This is a genomic window from Klebsiella sp. GW_Kp181, from assembly GCF_040062315.1.
GTDB lineage: Bacteria > Pseudomonadota > Gammaproteobacteria > Enterobacterales > Enterobacteriaceae > Klebsiella > Klebsiella oxytoca.
This window is the reverse complement of sequence record NZ_JBEAFR010000011.1, coordinates 12,706-26,113: the sequence shown is the minus strand read 5'-3', so window position 1 is coordinate 26,113 and position 13,408 is coordinate 12,706. Positions and strand designations below refer to the sequence as shown.

The 13,408-nt window shown below is 50.1% G+C and carries 29 protein-coding genes; 28 read left to right on the top strand and 1 reads right to left on the bottom strand.

Going from position 1 to position 13,408, the window contains the following annotated elements; translation table 11 throughout:
• The 3 genes from ABLV11_RS06390 to bfr all read left to right on the top strand — a co-directional run.
• A partial coding sequence (locus ABLV11_RS06390) for a hypothetical protein (RefSeq protein WP_000340867.1) occupies positions 1-83 on the top strand: 83 nt, incomplete at its 5' end.
• 173 nt (positions 84-256) lie between these two features.
• Positions 257-451, top strand: coding sequence for a bacterioferritin-associated ferredoxin (gene bfd / locus ABLV11_RS06385; RefSeq protein ID WP_004106366.1), 195 nt, complete (start codon positions 257-259; stop codon positions 449-451).
• A gap of 73 nt (positions 452-524) precedes the next feature.
• On the top strand, positions 525-1,001 hold the full coding sequence (gene bfr, locus ABLV11_RS06380) for a bacterioferritin (protein WP_004106364.1): 477 nt from the start codon (positions 525-527) through the stop codon (positions 999-1,001).
• Here the strand turns inward: bfr and ABLV11_RS06375 are convergent.
• A complete protein-coding gene (locus ABLV11_RS06375) occupies positions 985-1,461 on the bottom strand; it encodes an A24 family peptidase (protein WP_126488135.1) in 477 nt (158 codons plus the stop codon). The two genes, bfr and ABLV11_RS06375, sit on opposite strands and share 17 nt — an antisense overlap.
• Positions 1,462-1,839: 378 nt before the next feature.
• Here ABLV11_RS06375 and rpsJ point away from each other — a divergent pair, with 378 nt between their 5' ends.
• From rpsJ to rpsK, 25 genes are all read left to right on the top strand, one after another.
• Positions 1,840-2,151 carry a 30S ribosomal protein S10 gene (gene rpsJ, locus ABLV11_RS06370; protein WP_001181005.1) on the top strand — a complete coding sequence of 104 codons (312 nt, stop codon included), beginning with the start codon at positions 1,840-1,842 and terminating at the stop codon, positions 2,149-2,151.
• Positions 2,152-2,183: 32 nt separating this feature from the next.
• Positions 2,184-2,813, top strand: a complete 630-nt coding sequence (rplC, locus tag ABLV11_RS06365; RefSeq protein ID WP_004106354.1) for a 50S ribosomal protein L3 — start codon at positions 2,184-2,186, stop codon at positions 2,811-2,813.
• A gap of 10 nt (positions 2,814-2,823) precedes the next feature.
• Complete coding sequence (gene rplD, locus ABLV11_RS06360) at positions 2,824-3,429, top strand: 50S ribosomal protein L4 (RefSeq protein ID WP_003031119.1); 606 nt, start codon at positions 2,824-2,826, stop codon at positions 3,427-3,429.
• Positions 3,426-3,728, top strand: coding sequence for a 50S ribosomal protein L23 (gene rplW / locus ABLV11_RS06355; protein ID WP_000617546.1), 303 nt, complete (start codon positions 3,426-3,428; stop codon positions 3,726-3,728). Before rplD ends, rplW begins: the two co-directional genes overlap by 4 nt.
• Positions 3,729-3,745: 17 nt before the next feature.
• Entirely contained in the window at positions 3,746-4,567 is an 822-nt protein-coding gene (gene rplB / locus ABLV11_RS06350) for a 50S ribosomal protein L2 (RefSeq protein ID WP_000301869.1), read from the top strand.
• A 16-nt stretch (positions 4,568-4,583) separates the two neighbouring features.
• Entirely contained in the window at positions 4,584-4,862 is a 279-nt protein-coding gene (rpsS, locus tag ABLV11_RS06345) for a 30S ribosomal protein S19 (protein WP_001138115.1), read from the top strand.
• A gap of 14 nt (positions 4,863-4,876) precedes the next feature.
• Complete coding sequence (gene rplV / locus ABLV11_RS06340; RefSeq protein ID WP_002919773.1) at positions 4,877-5,209, top strand: 50S ribosomal protein L22; 333 nt, start codon at positions 4,877-4,879, stop codon at positions 5,207-5,209.
• Positions 5,210-5,226: 17 nt separating this feature from the next.
• Positions 5,227-5,925: a 30S ribosomal protein S3 gene (gene rpsC, locus ABLV11_RS06335; RefSeq protein WP_004106350.1), complete on the top strand. Its 699-nt coding sequence runs from the start codon at positions 5,227-5,229 to the stop codon at positions 5,923-5,925.
• Positions 5,926-5,937: 12 nt separating this feature from the next.
• Positions 5,938-6,348, top strand: a complete 411-nt coding sequence (rplP, locus tag ABLV11_RS06330) for a 50S ribosomal protein L16 (protein WP_002919759.1) — start codon at positions 5,938-5,940, stop codon at positions 6,346-6,348.
• The gene (gene rpmC, locus ABLV11_RS06325; RefSeq protein ID WP_348855220.1) at positions 6,348-6,542 is read left to right on the top strand and encodes a 50S ribosomal protein L29; all 195 of its coding nucleotides are present in this window, start codon (positions 6,348-6,350) and stop codon (positions 6,540-6,542) included. The genes rplP and rpmC overlap by 1 nt, the downstream gene beginning before the upstream one ends.
• Positions 6,539-6,793 (top strand): 30S ribosomal protein S17, encoded by a 255-nt coding sequence (rpsQ, locus tag ABLV11_RS06320; protein ID WP_004106347.1) that lies wholly within the window; start codon positions 6,539-6,541, stop codon positions 6,791-6,793. Before rpmC ends, rpsQ begins: the two co-directional genes overlap by 4 nt.
• A gap of 165 nt (positions 6,794-6,958) precedes the next feature.
• Entirely contained in the window at positions 6,959-7,330 is a 372-nt protein-coding gene (gene rplN, locus ABLV11_RS06315; RefSeq protein ID WP_000613954.1) for a 50S ribosomal protein L14, read from the top strand.
• 10 nt (positions 7,331-7,340) lie between these two features.
• Entirely contained in the window at positions 7,341-7,655 is a 315-nt protein-coding gene (gene rplX, locus ABLV11_RS06310; protein WP_004106345.1) for a 50S ribosomal protein L24, read from the top strand.
• Positions 7,656-7,669: 14 nt separating this feature from the next.
• Positions 7,670-8,209, top strand: a complete 540-nt coding sequence (rplE, locus tag ABLV11_RS06305) for a 50S ribosomal protein L5 (RefSeq protein ID WP_001096202.1) — start codon at positions 7,670-7,672, stop codon at positions 8,207-8,209.
• A 14-nt stretch (positions 8,210-8,223) separates the two neighbouring features.
• Positions 8,224-8,529 (top strand): 30S ribosomal protein S14, encoded by a 306-nt coding sequence (gene rpsN / locus ABLV11_RS06300; RefSeq protein WP_002919667.1) that lies wholly within the window; start codon positions 8,224-8,226, stop codon positions 8,527-8,529.
• A 33-nt stretch (positions 8,530-8,562) separates the two neighbouring features.
• Positions 8,563-8,955: a 30S ribosomal protein S8 gene (gene rpsH / locus ABLV11_RS06295; protein WP_004106343.1), complete on the top strand. Its 393-nt coding sequence runs from the start codon at positions 8,563-8,565 to the stop codon at positions 8,953-8,955.
• A gap of 12 nt (positions 8,956-8,967) precedes the next feature.
• Positions 8,968-9,501, top strand: coding sequence for a 50S ribosomal protein L6 (gene rplF, locus ABLV11_RS06290; protein ID WP_004106341.1), 534 nt, complete (start codon positions 8,968-8,970; stop codon positions 9,499-9,501).
• 9 nt (positions 9,502-9,510) lie between these two features.
• Positions 9,511-9,864: a 50S ribosomal protein L18 gene (gene rplR / locus ABLV11_RS06285; RefSeq protein ID WP_000358960.1), complete on the top strand. Its 354-nt coding sequence runs from the start codon at positions 9,511-9,513 to the stop codon at positions 9,862-9,864.
• 14 nt (positions 9,865-9,878) lie between these two features.
• Entirely contained in the window at positions 9,879-10,382 is a 504-nt protein-coding gene (rpsE, locus tag ABLV11_RS06280) for a 30S ribosomal protein S5 (RefSeq protein ID WP_004106339.1), read from the top strand.
• Positions 10,383-10,385: 3 nt separating this feature from the next.
• Positions 10,386-10,565 (top strand): 50S ribosomal protein L30, encoded by a 180-nt coding sequence (gene rpmD, locus ABLV11_RS06275; RefSeq protein ID WP_001140434.1) that lies wholly within the window; start codon positions 10,386-10,388, stop codon positions 10,563-10,565.
• Between the two features lie 3 nt (positions 10,566-10,568).
• On the top strand, positions 10,569-11,003 hold the full coding sequence (gene rplO, locus ABLV11_RS06270) for a 50S ribosomal protein L15 (protein WP_004106336.1): 435 nt from the start codon (positions 10,569-10,571) through the stop codon (positions 11,001-11,003).
• 7 nt (positions 11,004-11,010) lie between these two features.
• Positions 11,011-12,342 (top strand): preprotein translocase subunit SecY, encoded by a 1,332-nt coding sequence (secY, locus tag ABLV11_RS06265; protein ID WP_004106334.1) that lies wholly within the window; start codon positions 11,011-11,013, stop codon positions 12,340-12,342.
• 31 nt (positions 12,343-12,373) lie between these two features.
• A complete protein-coding gene (gene rpmJ / locus ABLV11_RS06260) occupies positions 12,374-12,490 on the top strand; it encodes a 50S ribosomal protein L36 (RefSeq protein WP_000868187.1) in 117 nt (38 codons plus the stop codon).
• A 146-nt stretch (positions 12,491-12,636) separates the two neighbouring features.
• Positions 12,637-12,993, top strand: a complete 357-nt coding sequence (rpsM, locus tag ABLV11_RS06255; protein ID WP_004106333.1) for a 30S ribosomal protein S13 — start codon at positions 12,637-12,639, stop codon at positions 12,991-12,993.
• 16 nt (positions 12,994-13,009) lie between these two features.
• Complete coding sequence (gene rpsK / locus ABLV11_RS06250; protein WP_004138423.1) at positions 13,010-13,399, top strand: 30S ribosomal protein S11; 390 nt, start codon at positions 13,010-13,012, stop codon at positions 13,397-13,399.
• Positions 13,400-13,408: the final 9 nt, after the last annotated feature.

Here is a 13,408-nt window from a genome sequence, read left to right as displayed (position 1 = left end):
CGATGGACGACGGTCTGCGTTTCGCAATCCGTGAAGGCGGCCGTACCGTTGGCGCGGGCGTTGTTGCTAAAGTTCTCGGCTAATTATTAGTCCAGAATGAAAAAGGGCGCTAAGGCGCCCTTTTTGCTGTCTGTAATTTGAGAGCATATCCGTGAAAGATTACAGAGAATAAAGGACATGTATATTTAATAAACAGACTATTGTAATCATAACTATTCTCATTTACACTTCGCCTGTAAGTTGAACGGGAGTATGTATGTACGTTTGTCTGTGTAATGGTGTGAACGATAAAAAAATTCGTCAGGCTGTGCGCCAGTTTCATCCTCAGTCTTTCCAGCAGTTGCGCAAATTTATTCCCGTGGGAAATCAATGCGGTAAGTGTGTGCGTGCGGCCCGCGAAATTATGGAAGATGAATTAACCCGCATGCCGGAATATCAAGAGATTGCCTGAAGACCACGGCTTAACTTTGACATCCTAATAGCCCGAACTACGCTTCAATAAGTGGAAGCGGAGGGACTATATAATGAAAGGTGATGTCAAAATCATAAGTTATCTCAATAAATTATTGGGAAATGAGCTGGTCGCAATTAATCAGTACTTTCTCCATGCGAGAATGTTCAAAAACTGGGGCCTGATGCGCCTCAATGATGTCGAATACCATGAATCCATCGATGAAATGAAGCATGCCGATAAGTATATTGAGCGTATTTTGTTTCTTGAGGGGATCCCTAACCTGCAGGACCTCGGTAAACTCCGCATTGGGGAGGACGTCGAGGAGATGCTGCAATCTGACCTGAGGCTGGAACTGGAAGGGGCAAAGGATCTACGAGAAGCCATTGCCTATGCCGACAGCGTCCATGACTACGTCAGCCGGGATATGTTAATCACTATCCTTGCAGACGAAGAAGGGCATATCGATTGGCTTGAAACCGAACTGGATCTCATAGCTAAAATTGGTCTGCAGAATTATCTTCAGTCGCAGATTAAAGTGGCGGACTAAGAAAGGTCACACCTTCAGATGATAAACCCGCTACGGCCAGAAAAGGGCCAAAAGGTAGCGGGTTATGTAATGCCTCTCTTTCTCTGGTGCGTAGAATCACTACTGCTACGGCAGCGCATGCCAGAATCGTTGCGATAAGAACCAGCTGCGGTAAAGCTCTCCAGCCATGCCAGGCTCCGAGTGCGGCGAGTAACTTTACATCACCGTAGCCGATACCTTCAGACCCACGTGCTCCCCTGTAGAACCAATAAATCAACGCAAAGGCCAGATAGCCTGCTATCGCTCCCCATACCGCATGCGGCAGATTGACCGGCGACATACATACATAGTAAAGCAGCCCGCTCCAGAGCAGAGGGCAGGTGAATTTATCGGGTAGCAAGCCATAGCGCAGATCGTGCCAGCTGAGAGTGAGCAATAAGCCGCCGTAGATAATAAAGAAGACAACGTTCGCAACTGCCATTGATTTTCTCCATGTTGTGGCTGTTAGCACCGAGTGTGCTGAGGTGGAGAGCATCTGGCAAAGGCCAATGACCGGGAATGGACTGACTTATCCAAATTTTTTATGTCTACAGGTTGCGTTACGGCGTGAGCGGAAGCAGACTCGCAGAAAGAAGTGATGATTTTCTACGCAGTACTTGCGTTGTGGCTGAATTTGCGTATAATGCGCGGGCCTGTCAAAGTTGACGGCCGGTTCGATATGAACCCTGGTAGCAGCAACAAGCTACCAAACAATGTTCCCAATTGGGGAACTATGTAAGAACGGTTACACTCTCCCATCAATCGTAATGGGTATGAGGAGTAACCATTTCGTCTATAAAATAATTGGAGCTCTGGTCTCATGCAGAACCAAAGAATCCGTATCCGCCTTAAAGCGTTTGATCATCGTCTGATCGATCAATCAACCGCGGAAATCGTCGAGACTGCTAAGCGCACTGGTGCGCAAGTCCGTGGTCCGATCCCGCTGCCGACCCGCAAAGAGCGCTTTACCGTTCTGATCTCTCCGCACGTTAACAAAGACGCGCGCGATCAGTACGAAATCCGCACTCATAAGCGTCTGGTTGACATCGTTGAGCCAACTGAAAAAACCGTTGATGCTCTGATGCGTCTGGATCTGGCTGCCGGTGTAGACGTGCAGATCAGCCTGGGTTAATCAGGTCATCGAGCGATTGAGAGGTTGAAACAATGATTGGTTTAGTCGGTAAAAAAGTGGGCATGACCCGCATCTTCACTGAAGATGGCGTATCTATCCCAGTAACCGTAATCGAAGTTGAAGCAAACCGCGTTACTCAGGTTAAAGATCTGGCTAACGATGGCTACCGTGCCGTTCAGGTTACCACTGGTGCTAAAAAAGCTAACCGTGTAACCAAACCGGAAGCGGGTCACTTCGCTAAAGCTGGCGTTGAAGCTGGCCGTGGTCTGTGGGAATTCCGTCTGGCTGACGGCGAAGAGTTCACCGTAGGTCAGGACATTAGCGTTGAGCTGTTTGCTGACGTTAAAAAAGTTGACGTAACCGGTACCTCTAAAGGTAAAGGTTTTGCTGGTACCGTTAAGCGCTGGAACTTCCGTACCCAGGACGCAACTCACGGTAACTCCTTGTCTCACCGCGTTCCGGGTTCTATCGGTCAGAACCAGACTCCGGGCAAAGTGTTCAAAGGCAAGAAAATGGCAGGTCAGCTGGGTAACGAACGTGTAACCGTTCAGAGCCTGGACGTAGTACGTGTTGACGCTGAGCGCAACCTGCTGCTGGTTAAAGGTGCAGTCCCGGGTGCAACCGGTAGCGACCTGATCGTTAAACCAGCTGTGAAGGCGTAAGGGGATAGCAATGGAATTAGTATTGAAAGACGCGCAGAGCGCGCTGACTGTTTCCGAAACTACCTTCGGTCGTGATTTCAACGAAGCGCTGGTTCACCAGGTTGTAGTTGCTTATGCAGCTGGTGCTCGTCAGGGTACTCGTGCTCAGAAGACTCGTGCTGAAGTAACTGGTTCAGGCAAAAAGCCGTGGCGCCAGAAAGGTACCGGCCGTGCGCGTTCAGGTTCTATCAAGAGCCCGATCTGGCGTTCAGGTGGCGTGACCTTTGCTGCTCGTCCGCAGGACCACAGTCAAAAAGTTAACAAAAAGATGTACCGCGGCGCGCTGAAAAGCATTCTGTCCGAACTGGTACGTCAGGATCGTCTGATCGTTGTCGAATCTTTCTCTGTAGAAGCGCCTAAAACTAAGCTGCTGGCACAGAAACTGAAAGACATGGCTCTGGAAGATGTGCTGATCATCACCGGTGAGCTGGACGAGAACCTGTTCCTTGCTGCGCGCAACCTGCACAAGGTTGACGTACGTGATGCAACTGGTATCGACCCGGTTAGCCTGATCGCCTTCGACAAAGTCGTAATGACTGCTGATGCTGTTAAGCAAGTTGAGGAGATGCTGGCATGATTCGTGAAGAACGTCTGCTGAAGGTGCTGCGCGCACCGCACGTTTCTGAAAAAGCGTCTACTGCGATGGAAAAAACTAACACCATCGTTCTCAAAGTTGCTAAAGACGCGACCAAAGCAGAGATCAAAGCTGCTGTGCAGAAACTGTTTGAAGTCGAAGTCGAAGTCGTTAACACCCTGGTTGTTAAAGGGAAAGTTAAACGTCACGGACAGCGTATCGGTCGTCGTAGCGACTGGAAAAAAGCTTACGTCACCCTGAAGGAAGGCCAGAATCTGGACTTCGTCGGCGGCGCTGAGTAAGTCGGAGGAGTAATACAATGGCAGTTGTTAAATGTAAACCGACATCTCCGGGTCGTCGCCACGTTGTTAAAGTGGTCAACCCAGAGCTGCACAAGGGCAAACCTTTTGCTCCGCTGGTTGAAAAAAACAGCAAATCCGGTGGTCGTAACAACAATGGCCGTATCACCACTCGTCATATCGGTGGTGGTCACAAACAGGCCTACCGTATTGTTGACTTCAAACGCAACAAAGATGGTATCCCGGCAGTTGTTGAACGTCTTGAGTACGATCCGAACCGCTCCGCGAACATCGCGCTGGTTCTGTACAAAGACGGTGAGCGCCGTTACATTCTGGCCCCTAAAGGCCTGAAAGCTGGCGACCAGATTCAGTCTGGTGTTGATGCTGCAATCAAAGCAGGCAACACCCTGCCGATGCGCAATATCCCGGTTGGTTCTACCGTTCATAACGTAGAAATGAAACCAGGTAAAGGCGGTCAGCTGGCTCGTTCCGCTGGTACTTACGTTCAGATCGTTGCTCGCGATGGTGCTTATGTCACCCTGCGTCTGCGTTCTGGTGAAATGCGTAAAGTCGAAGCAGACTGCCGCGCTACTCTGGGCGAAGTTGGCAATGCTGAGCATATGCTGCGCGTTCTGGGTAAAGCAGGTGCTGCACGCTGGCGTGGCGTTCGTCCTACCGTTCGCGGTACTGCGATGAACCCAGTCGACCACCCACATGGTGGTGGTGAAGGTCGTAACTTTGGTAAGCACCCGGTAACTCCGTGGGGCGTTCAGACCAAAGGTAAGAAGACCCGCAGCAACAAGCGTACTGATAAATTCATCGTACGTCGCCGTAGCAAATAATTTTAGAGGATAAGCCATGCCACGTTCTCTCAAGAAAGGTCCTTTTATTGACCTGCACTTGCTGAAGAAGGTAGAGAAAGCGGTGGAAAGCGGAGACAAGAAGCCCCTGCGCACTTGGTCCCGTCGTTCAACGATCTTTCCTAACATGATCGGTTTGACCATCGCTGTCCATAATGGTCGTCAGCACGTTCCAGTTTTTGTTTCCGACGAAATGGTTGGTCACAAACTGGGTGAATTCGCACCGACTCGTACTTATCGCGGCCACGCTGCTGATAAAAAAGCGAAGAAGAAATAAGGTAGGAGGAAGAGATGGAAACTTTAGCTCAACATCGCCATGCTCGTTCTTCTGCTCAGAAGGTACGCCTTGTTGCTGACCTGATTCGCGGTAAGAAAGTGTCGCAGGCCCTGGATATTCTGACCTACACCAACAAGAAAGCTGCTGTACTGGTCAAGAAGGTACTGGAATCTGCCATTGCTAACGCTGAACACAACGATGGCGCTGACATTGATGATCTGAAAGTTGCGAAAATTTTCGTAGACGAAGGCCCGAGCATGAAGCGCATTATGCCGCGTGCTAAAGGTCGTGCAGATCGCATCCTGAAGCGCACCAGCCACATTACTGTGGTTGTGTCCGATCGCTGAGACTCTGGAGACTAGCAATGGGTCAGAAAGTACATCCTAATGGTATTCGCTTGGGTATTGTAAAACCATGGAACTCTACCTGGTTTGCGAACACCAAAGAATTCGCTGACAACCTGGACAGCGATTTTAAAGTACGTCAGTACCTGACTAAGGAACTGGCGAAAGCGTCTGTATCTCGCATCGTTATCGAGCGTCCGGCTAAGAGCATTCGTGTGACTATTCACACCGCTCGCCCGGGTATCGTTATCGGTAAGAAAGGCGAAGACGTAGAAAAACTGCGCAAGGTCGTCGCGGATCTCGCTGGCGTGCCTGCACAGATCAATATTGCCGAAGTTCGTAAGCCTGAACTGGACGCTAAATTGGTTGCTGACAGCATCACTTCTCAGCTGGAACGTCGCGTTATGTTCCGTCGTGCTATGAAGCGTGCTGTACAGAACGCAATGCGTCTGGGCGCTAAAGGTATCAAAGTTGAAGTTAGCGGCCGTCTGGGCGGCGCGGAAATCGCACGTACCGAATGGTACCGTGAAGGTCGCGTACCGCTGCACACTCTGCGTGCTGACATCGACTACAACACCTCTGAAGCGCACACCACTTACGGTGTAATCGGCGTTAAGGTATGGATCTTCAAAGGTGAGATCCTGGGTGGTATGGCTGCTGTTGAACAACCGGAACCGGCTGCTCAACCTAAAAAGCAGCAGCGTAAAGGCCGTAAATAAGGAGCGTCGCTGATGTTACAACCAAAGCGTACAAAATTCCGTAAAGTGCACAAAGGCCGCAACCGTGGTCTGGCGCAGGGTACGGATGTTAGCTTCGGCACTTTCGGTCTGAAAGCTGTTGGCCGTGGTCGTCTGACTGCACGTCAGATCGAAGCAGCACGTCGTGCTATGACCCGTGCAGTTAAGCGTCAAGGTAAGATCTGGATCCGTGTATTCCCGGACAAACCGATCACCGAGAAGCCGCTGGAAGTTCGTATGGGTAAAGGTAAAGGTAACGTGGAGTACTGGGTTGCCTTGATTCAGCCGGGTAAAGTCCTTTATGAAATGGACGGCGTACCGGAAGAGCTGGCCCGTGAAGCATTCGGCCTGGCAGCAGCGAAACTGCCGATCAAAACCACCTTTGTAACTAAGACGGTGATGTAATGAAAGCAAAAGAGCTGCGTGAAAAAAGCGTTGAAGAGCTGAACGCTGAGCTGCTGAACCTGCTGCGTGAGCAGTTCAACCTGCGTATGCAGGCTGCAAGTGGCCAGCTGCAACAGACTCATCTGCTGAAGCAAGTGCGTCGTGATGTTGCACGCGTTAAGACTTTACTGACTCAGAAGGCGGGTGCGCAATGACCGATAAAATCCGTACTCTGCAAGGTCGCGTGGTTAGCGACAAAATGGAGAAATCCATTGTTGTTGCTATCGAACGTATGGTGAAACACCCGGTATACGGCAAATTCATCAAGCGTACGACCAAACTGCACGTACATGACGAGAACAACGAATGCGGTATCGGTGACGTGGTTGAAATCCGCGAATGCCGTCCGCTGTCCAAGACTAAGTCCTGGACGCTGGTTCGCGTTGTAGAGAAAGCGGTTCTGTAATACAGTACGCATTCTCGATACGGATAAACGGCTCAGCGATGAGCCGTTTATTTTTTCTACCCATATCTGATTTGCGGTGTTATAATGCCGCGCCCTCGATATGGGGCTTTTTTAACGACCCTATTTTTGGGTCTCAGTAGTAGTTGACATTAGCGGAGCACTAAAATGATCCAAGAACAGACTATGCTGAACGTCGCCGACAACTCCGGTGCACGTCGCGTAATGTGTATCAAGGTTCTGGGTGGCTCGCACCGTCGCTACGCAGGCGTAGGCGACATCATCAAGATCACCATCAAAGAAGCAATTCCGCGTGGTAAGGTCAAAAAAGGTGATGTGCTGAAGGCGGTAGTGGTGCGCACCAAGAAGGGTGTTCGTCGCCCGGACGGTTCTGTCATTCGCTTCGATGGTAATGCATGCGTTATTTTAAACAATAACAGCGAGCAGCCCATCGGTACGCGTATTTTTGGGCCGGTAACTCGTGAACTTCGTAACGAGAAGTTCATGAAAATTATCTCTCTGGCCCCAGAAGTACTCTAAGGAGCGAATCATGGCAGCGAAAATCCGTCGTGATGACGAAGTTATCGTGTTAACCGGTAAAGATAAAGGTAAACGCGGTAAAGTTAAGAATGTCTTGTCTTCCGGCAAGCTCATTGTTGAAGGTATCAACCTGGTTAAGAAACACCAGAAGCCGGTTCCGGCTCTGAACCAACCAGGCGGCATCGTTGAAAAAGAAGCTGCTATTCAGGTTTCTAACGTTGCAATCTTCAATGCGGCAACCGGCAAGGCTGACCGTGTAGGCTTTAGATTCGAAGACGGCAAAAAAGTCCGTTTCTTCAAGTCTAACAGCGAAACTATCAAGTAATTTGGAGTAGTACGATGGCGAAACTGCATGATTACTACAAAGACGAAGTAGTTAAGAAACTCATGACTGAGTTTAACTACAATTCTGTCATGCAAGTCCCTCGGGTCGAGAAGATCACCCTGAACATGGGTGTTGGTGAAGCGATCGCTGACAAGAAACTGCTGGATAACGCAGCAGCGGATCTGACAGCAATCTCCGGTCAAAAACCGCTGATCACCAAAGCACGCAAATCAGTTGCAGGCTTCAAAATCCGTCAGGGCTATCCGATCGGCTGTAAAGTAACTCTGCGTGGCGAACGCATGTGGGAGTTCTTTGAGCGCCTGATCACTATTGCTGTACCGCGTATCCGTGACTTCCGTGGCTTGTCCGCTAAGTCTTTCGACGGTCGTGGCAACTACAGCATGGGTGTCCGTGAGCAGATCATCTTCCCAGAAATCGACTACGATAAAGTCGACCGCGTTCGTGGTTTGGATATTACCATTACCACTACTGCGAAATCTGATGAAGAAGGCCGCGCTCTGCTGGCTGCCTTTGACTTCCCGTTCCGCAAGTAAGGTAGGGTTACTTAATGGCTAAGCAATCAATGAAAGCACGCGAAGTAAAGCGCGTGGCTTTAGCTGATAAATTCTTCGCTAAACGCGCTGAACTGAAAGCTATCATCTCTGATGTGAACGCAACCGACGAAGATCGTTGGAATGCTGTTCTCAAGCTGCAGACTCTGCCGCGTGATTCCAGCCCGTCTCGTCAGCGTAATCGCTGCCGTCAAACAGGTCGTCCGCATGGTTTCCTGCGGAAGTTCGGGTTGAGCCGTATCAAGGTCCGTGAAGCCGCAATGCGCGGTGAAATCCCGGGTCTGAAAAAGGCTAGCTGGTAATTGTCACCAATTGAATCACGGGAGTAAAGACAGATGAGCATGCAAGATCCGATCGCGGATATGCTGACCCGTATCCGTAACGGTCAGGCCGCGAATAAAGCTGCGGTCACCATGCCTTCCTCCAAGCTGAAAGTGGCAATTGCCAACGTGCTGAAGGAAGAAGGCTTTATTGAAGATTTTAAAGTTGAAGGCGACATCAAGCCGGAACTGGAACTGACTCTTAAGTATTTCCAGGGTAAAGCTGTTGTAGAAAGCATTCAGCGTGTCAGCCGCCCAGGTCTGCGCATCTACAAACGTAAAGATGAGCTGCCGAAAGTTATGGCGGGTCTGGGTATCGCGGTTATTTCTACCTCTAAAGGTGTTATGACTGATCGTGCAGCGCGCCAGGCTGGTCTTGGTGGCGAAATTATCTGCTACGTAGCCTAATCGGAGGAAAAAATGTCTCGTGTTGCTAAAGCACCGGTCGTTGTTCCTGCCGGCGTTGATGTAAAAATCAACGGTCAGGTTATTACGATCAAAGGTAAAAACGGCGAGCTGACTCGTACCCTCAACAATGCTGTTGAAGTTAAACATGCAGATAATGCTCTGACCTTCGGTCCGCGTGATGGTTTCGTGGATGGATGGGCTCAGGCTGGTACCGCGCGTGCCCTGCTGAACTCAATGGTTGTTGGTGTTACCGAAGGCTTCACTAAAAAGCTTCAGCTGGTTGGTGTAGGTTATCGTGCAGCGGTCAAAGGGGATGTAGTAAACCTGGCTTTAGGTTTCTCTCATCCTGTTGAGCATAAACTGCCGGCCGGTATCACTGCAGAATGTCCGACTCAAACTGAAATCGTGCTGAAAGGCGCTGATAAGCAGGTGATCGGTCAGGTTGCAGCAGATCTGCGCGCCTACCGTCGTCCTGAGCCTTATAAAGGTAAGGGTGTTCGTTACGCCGACGAAGTCGTGCGTACCAAAGAGGCTAAGAAGAAGTAAGGTAACACTATGGATAAGAAATCTGCTCGTATCCGTCGTGCGACCCGCGCACGCCGCAAGCTCCAGGAGCTGGGTGCAACTCGCCTGGTGGTACATCGTACCCCGCGTCATATTTACGCACAGGTAATTGCACCGAACGGTTCTGAAGTTCTGGTAGCTGCTTCTACTGTAGAAAAAGCTATCGCTGAACAACTGAAGTACACCGGTAACAAAGACGCGGCTGCAGCTGTGGGTAAAGCTGTCGCTGAACGCGCTCTGGAAAAAGGCATCAAAGATGTATCCTTTGACCGTTCCGGGTTCCAATATCATGGTCGTGTCCAGGCACTGGCAGATGCTGCCCGTGAAGCTGGCCTTCAGTTCTAAGGTAGAGGTGTAAGATGGCTCACATCGAAAAACAAGCTGGCGAACTGCAGGAAAAGCTGATCGCGGTTAACCGCGTATCTAAAACCGTTAAAGGTGGTCGTATTTTCTCCTTCACAGCTCTGACTGTAGTTGGTGACGGTAACGGTCGCGTTGGTTTTGGTTACGGTAAAGCGCGTGAAGTTCCAGCAGCGATCCAGAAAGCGATGGAAAAAGCCCGTCGCAATATGATTAACGTCGCGCTGAACCACGGCACCCTGCAGCACCCGGTTAAAGGTGTTCACACGGGTTCTCGTGTATTCATGCAGCCAGCTTCCGAAGGTACCGGTATCATCGCCGGTGGTGCAATGCGCGCCGTTCTGGAAGTTGCTGGAGTTCATAACGTTCTGGCCAAAGCATATGGTTCCACCAACCCGATCAACGTGGTTCGTGCAACTATTGATGGCCTGGAAAATATGAATTCTCCAGAAATGGTCGCTGCCAAGCGTGGTAAATCCGTTGAAGAAATTCTGGGGAAATAAACCATGGCAAAGACTATTAAAATTACTCAAACCCGCAGTGCAATCGGTCGTCTGCCGAAACACAAGGCAACGCTGCTTGGCCTGGGTCTGCGTCGTATTGGTCACACCGTAGAGCGCGAGGATACTCCTGCTGTTCGTGGTATGGTCAACGCGGTTTCCTTCATGGTTAAAGTTGAGGAGTAAGAGATGCGTTTAAATACTCTGTCTCCGGCCGAAGGCTCTAAAAAGGCGGGTAAACGCCTGGGTCGTGGTATCGGTTCTGGCCTCGGTAAAACCGGTGGTCGTGGTCACAAAGGTCAGAACTCTCGTTCTGGCGGTGGCGTACGTCGCGGTTTCGAAGGTGGTCAGATGCCTCTGTACCGTCGCCTGCCGAAATTCGGCTTCACTTCTCGTAAAGCGATGATCACTGCAGAAGTTCGTCTGTCTGATCTGGCTCACGTAGAAGGCGATGTTATCGACCTGAACACGCTGAAAGCGGCTAACATTATCGGTATCCAGATCGAGTTCGCGAAAGTGATCCTGTCTGGTGAAGTATCTCGTCCGGTAACTGTTCGTGGCCTGCGCGTGACTAAAGGTGCTCGTGCTGCTATCGAAGCTGCTGGCGGTAAAATTGAGGAATAAGTAGCAGATGGCTAAGCAACCGGGATTAGATTTTCAAAGTGCCAAAGGTGGGATTGGCGAACTGAAGCGCAGACTGTTGTTTGTAATCGGTGCGTTGATTGTGTTCCGTATTGGCTCTTTTATTCCGATCCCTGGTATTGATGCCGCTGTACTTGCCAAACTGCTTGAGCAACAGCGAGGCACCATCATTGAAATGTTCAACATGTTCTCTGGTGGTGCTCTCAGCCGTGCTTCAATCTTTGCTCTGGGTATCATGCCGTATATTTCGGCATCGATCATTGTCCAGCTGTTAACGGTTGTTTATCAGCCGTTAGCGGAGCTGAAGAAAGAAGGGGAGTCTGGTCGTCGTAAGATCAGCCAGTACACCCGCTACGGTACTCTGGTGCTGGCGATATTCCAGTCGATCGGTATTGCTACCGGTCTACCGAATATGCCTGGTATGCAGGGCCTGGTAATAAATCCAGGCTTTGCATTCTATTTCACCGCTGTTGTTAGTCTGGTCTCAGGAACGATGTTCCTGATGTGGCTCGGCGAACAGATCACTGAGCGTGGTATCGGTAACGGTATTTCGATCATTATCTTCGCTGGTATCGTTGCGGGACTCCCGCCGGCCATAGCCCATACTATCGAGCAAGCGCGTCAAGGCGACCTGCACTTCCTCCTGTTGCTGTTGGTTGCAGTATTAGTATTTGCAGTGACCTTCTTTGTTGTGTTTGTTGAGCGTGGCCAACGCCGCATTGTGGTAAACTACGCGAAACGTCAACAGGGTCGTCGTGTCTATGCTGCACAGAGCACACATTTACCGCTGAAAGTGAATATGGCAGGGGTCATCCCGGCAATCTTCGCTTCCAGTATTATTCTGTTCCCGGCAACCATTACATCTTGGTTCGGGGGCGGTACTGGTTGGAACTGGCTGACAACAATTTCGCTGTATTTGCAGCCTGGGCAACCGCTTTATGTGTTACTCTATGCGTCTGCAATCATCTTCTTCTGTTTCTTCTACACGGCGTTGGTTTTCAACCCGCGTGAAACAGCAGATAACCTGAAGAAGTCCGGTGCATTTGTACCAGGAATTCGTCCGGGAGAGCAAACGGCGAAGTATATCGATAAAGTAATGACTCGCCTGACTTTGGTCGGTGCGTTATACATCACTTTTATCTGCCTGATCCCGGAGTTCATGCGTGATGCAATGAAAGTACCGTTCTACTTCGGTGGGACCTCACTGCTTATCGTTGTTGTCGTGATTATGGACTTTATGGCTCAAGTGCAAACTCTGATGATGTCAAGTCAGTATGAGTCTGCATTGAAGAAGGCGAATCTGAAAGGCTACGGCCGCTAACAGGTCGCTCGAGAAGTTACGGAGAGTAAAAATGAAAGTTCGTGCTTCCGTCAAGAAATTATGCCGTAACTGCAAAATCGTTAAGCGTGATGGCGTCATCCGTGTGATTTGCAGTGCCGAGCCGAAGCATAAACAGCGCCAAGGCTGATTTATTCGCATATTTTTCTTGCAAAGTTGGGTTGAGCTGGCTAGATTAGCCAGCCAATCTTTTGTATGTCTGTACGTTTCCATTTGAGTATCCTGAAAACGGGCTTTTCAGCATGGTGCGTACATATTAAATAGTAGGAGTGCATAGTGGCCCGTATAGCAGGCATTAACATTCCTGATCACAAACATACCGTAATCGCATTAACTGCCATTTTCGGTATCGGCAAGACCCGCTCTAAAGCCATCTGTGCTGACACGGGTATCGCTGAAAATGTTAAGATCAGTGAGCTGTCTGAAGAACAAATTGAATCCCTGCGTGAAGCGGTAGGTAAATTTGTCGTTGAAGGTGATCTGCGCCGTGAAATCACCCTGAGCATCAAGCGTCTGATGGACCTTGGTTGCTATCGTGGTTTACGCCATCGTCGTGGTCTTCCGGTTCGCGGTCAGCGTACTAAGACCAACGCACGTACCCGTAAGGGTCCGCGTAAACCGATCAAGAAATAATCGGGGTGATTGAATAATGGCAAAGGCACCAGTTCGTGCACGTAAGCGTGTAAGAAAACAAGTCTCTGATGGCGTGGCTCATGTCCATGCTTCTTTTAACAACACCATCGTTACCATTACCGATCGTCAAGGTAACGCGCTGGGTTGGGCAACAGCCGGTGGTTCCGGTTTCCGTGGTTCTCGCAAATCCACTCCGTTCGCAGCTCAGGTTGCAGCAGAGCGTTGCGCTGAAGCCGTAAAAGAATACGGCATCAAGAATCTGGAAGTTATGGTCAAAGGTCCGGGTCCAGGTCGCGAATCTACTATTCGTGCACTGAACGCCGCTGGTTTCCGCATCACTAATATTACTGATGTGACTCCGATCCCTCATAACGGTTGTCGTCCGCCGAAAAAACGTCGCGTATAACGCGTTCGT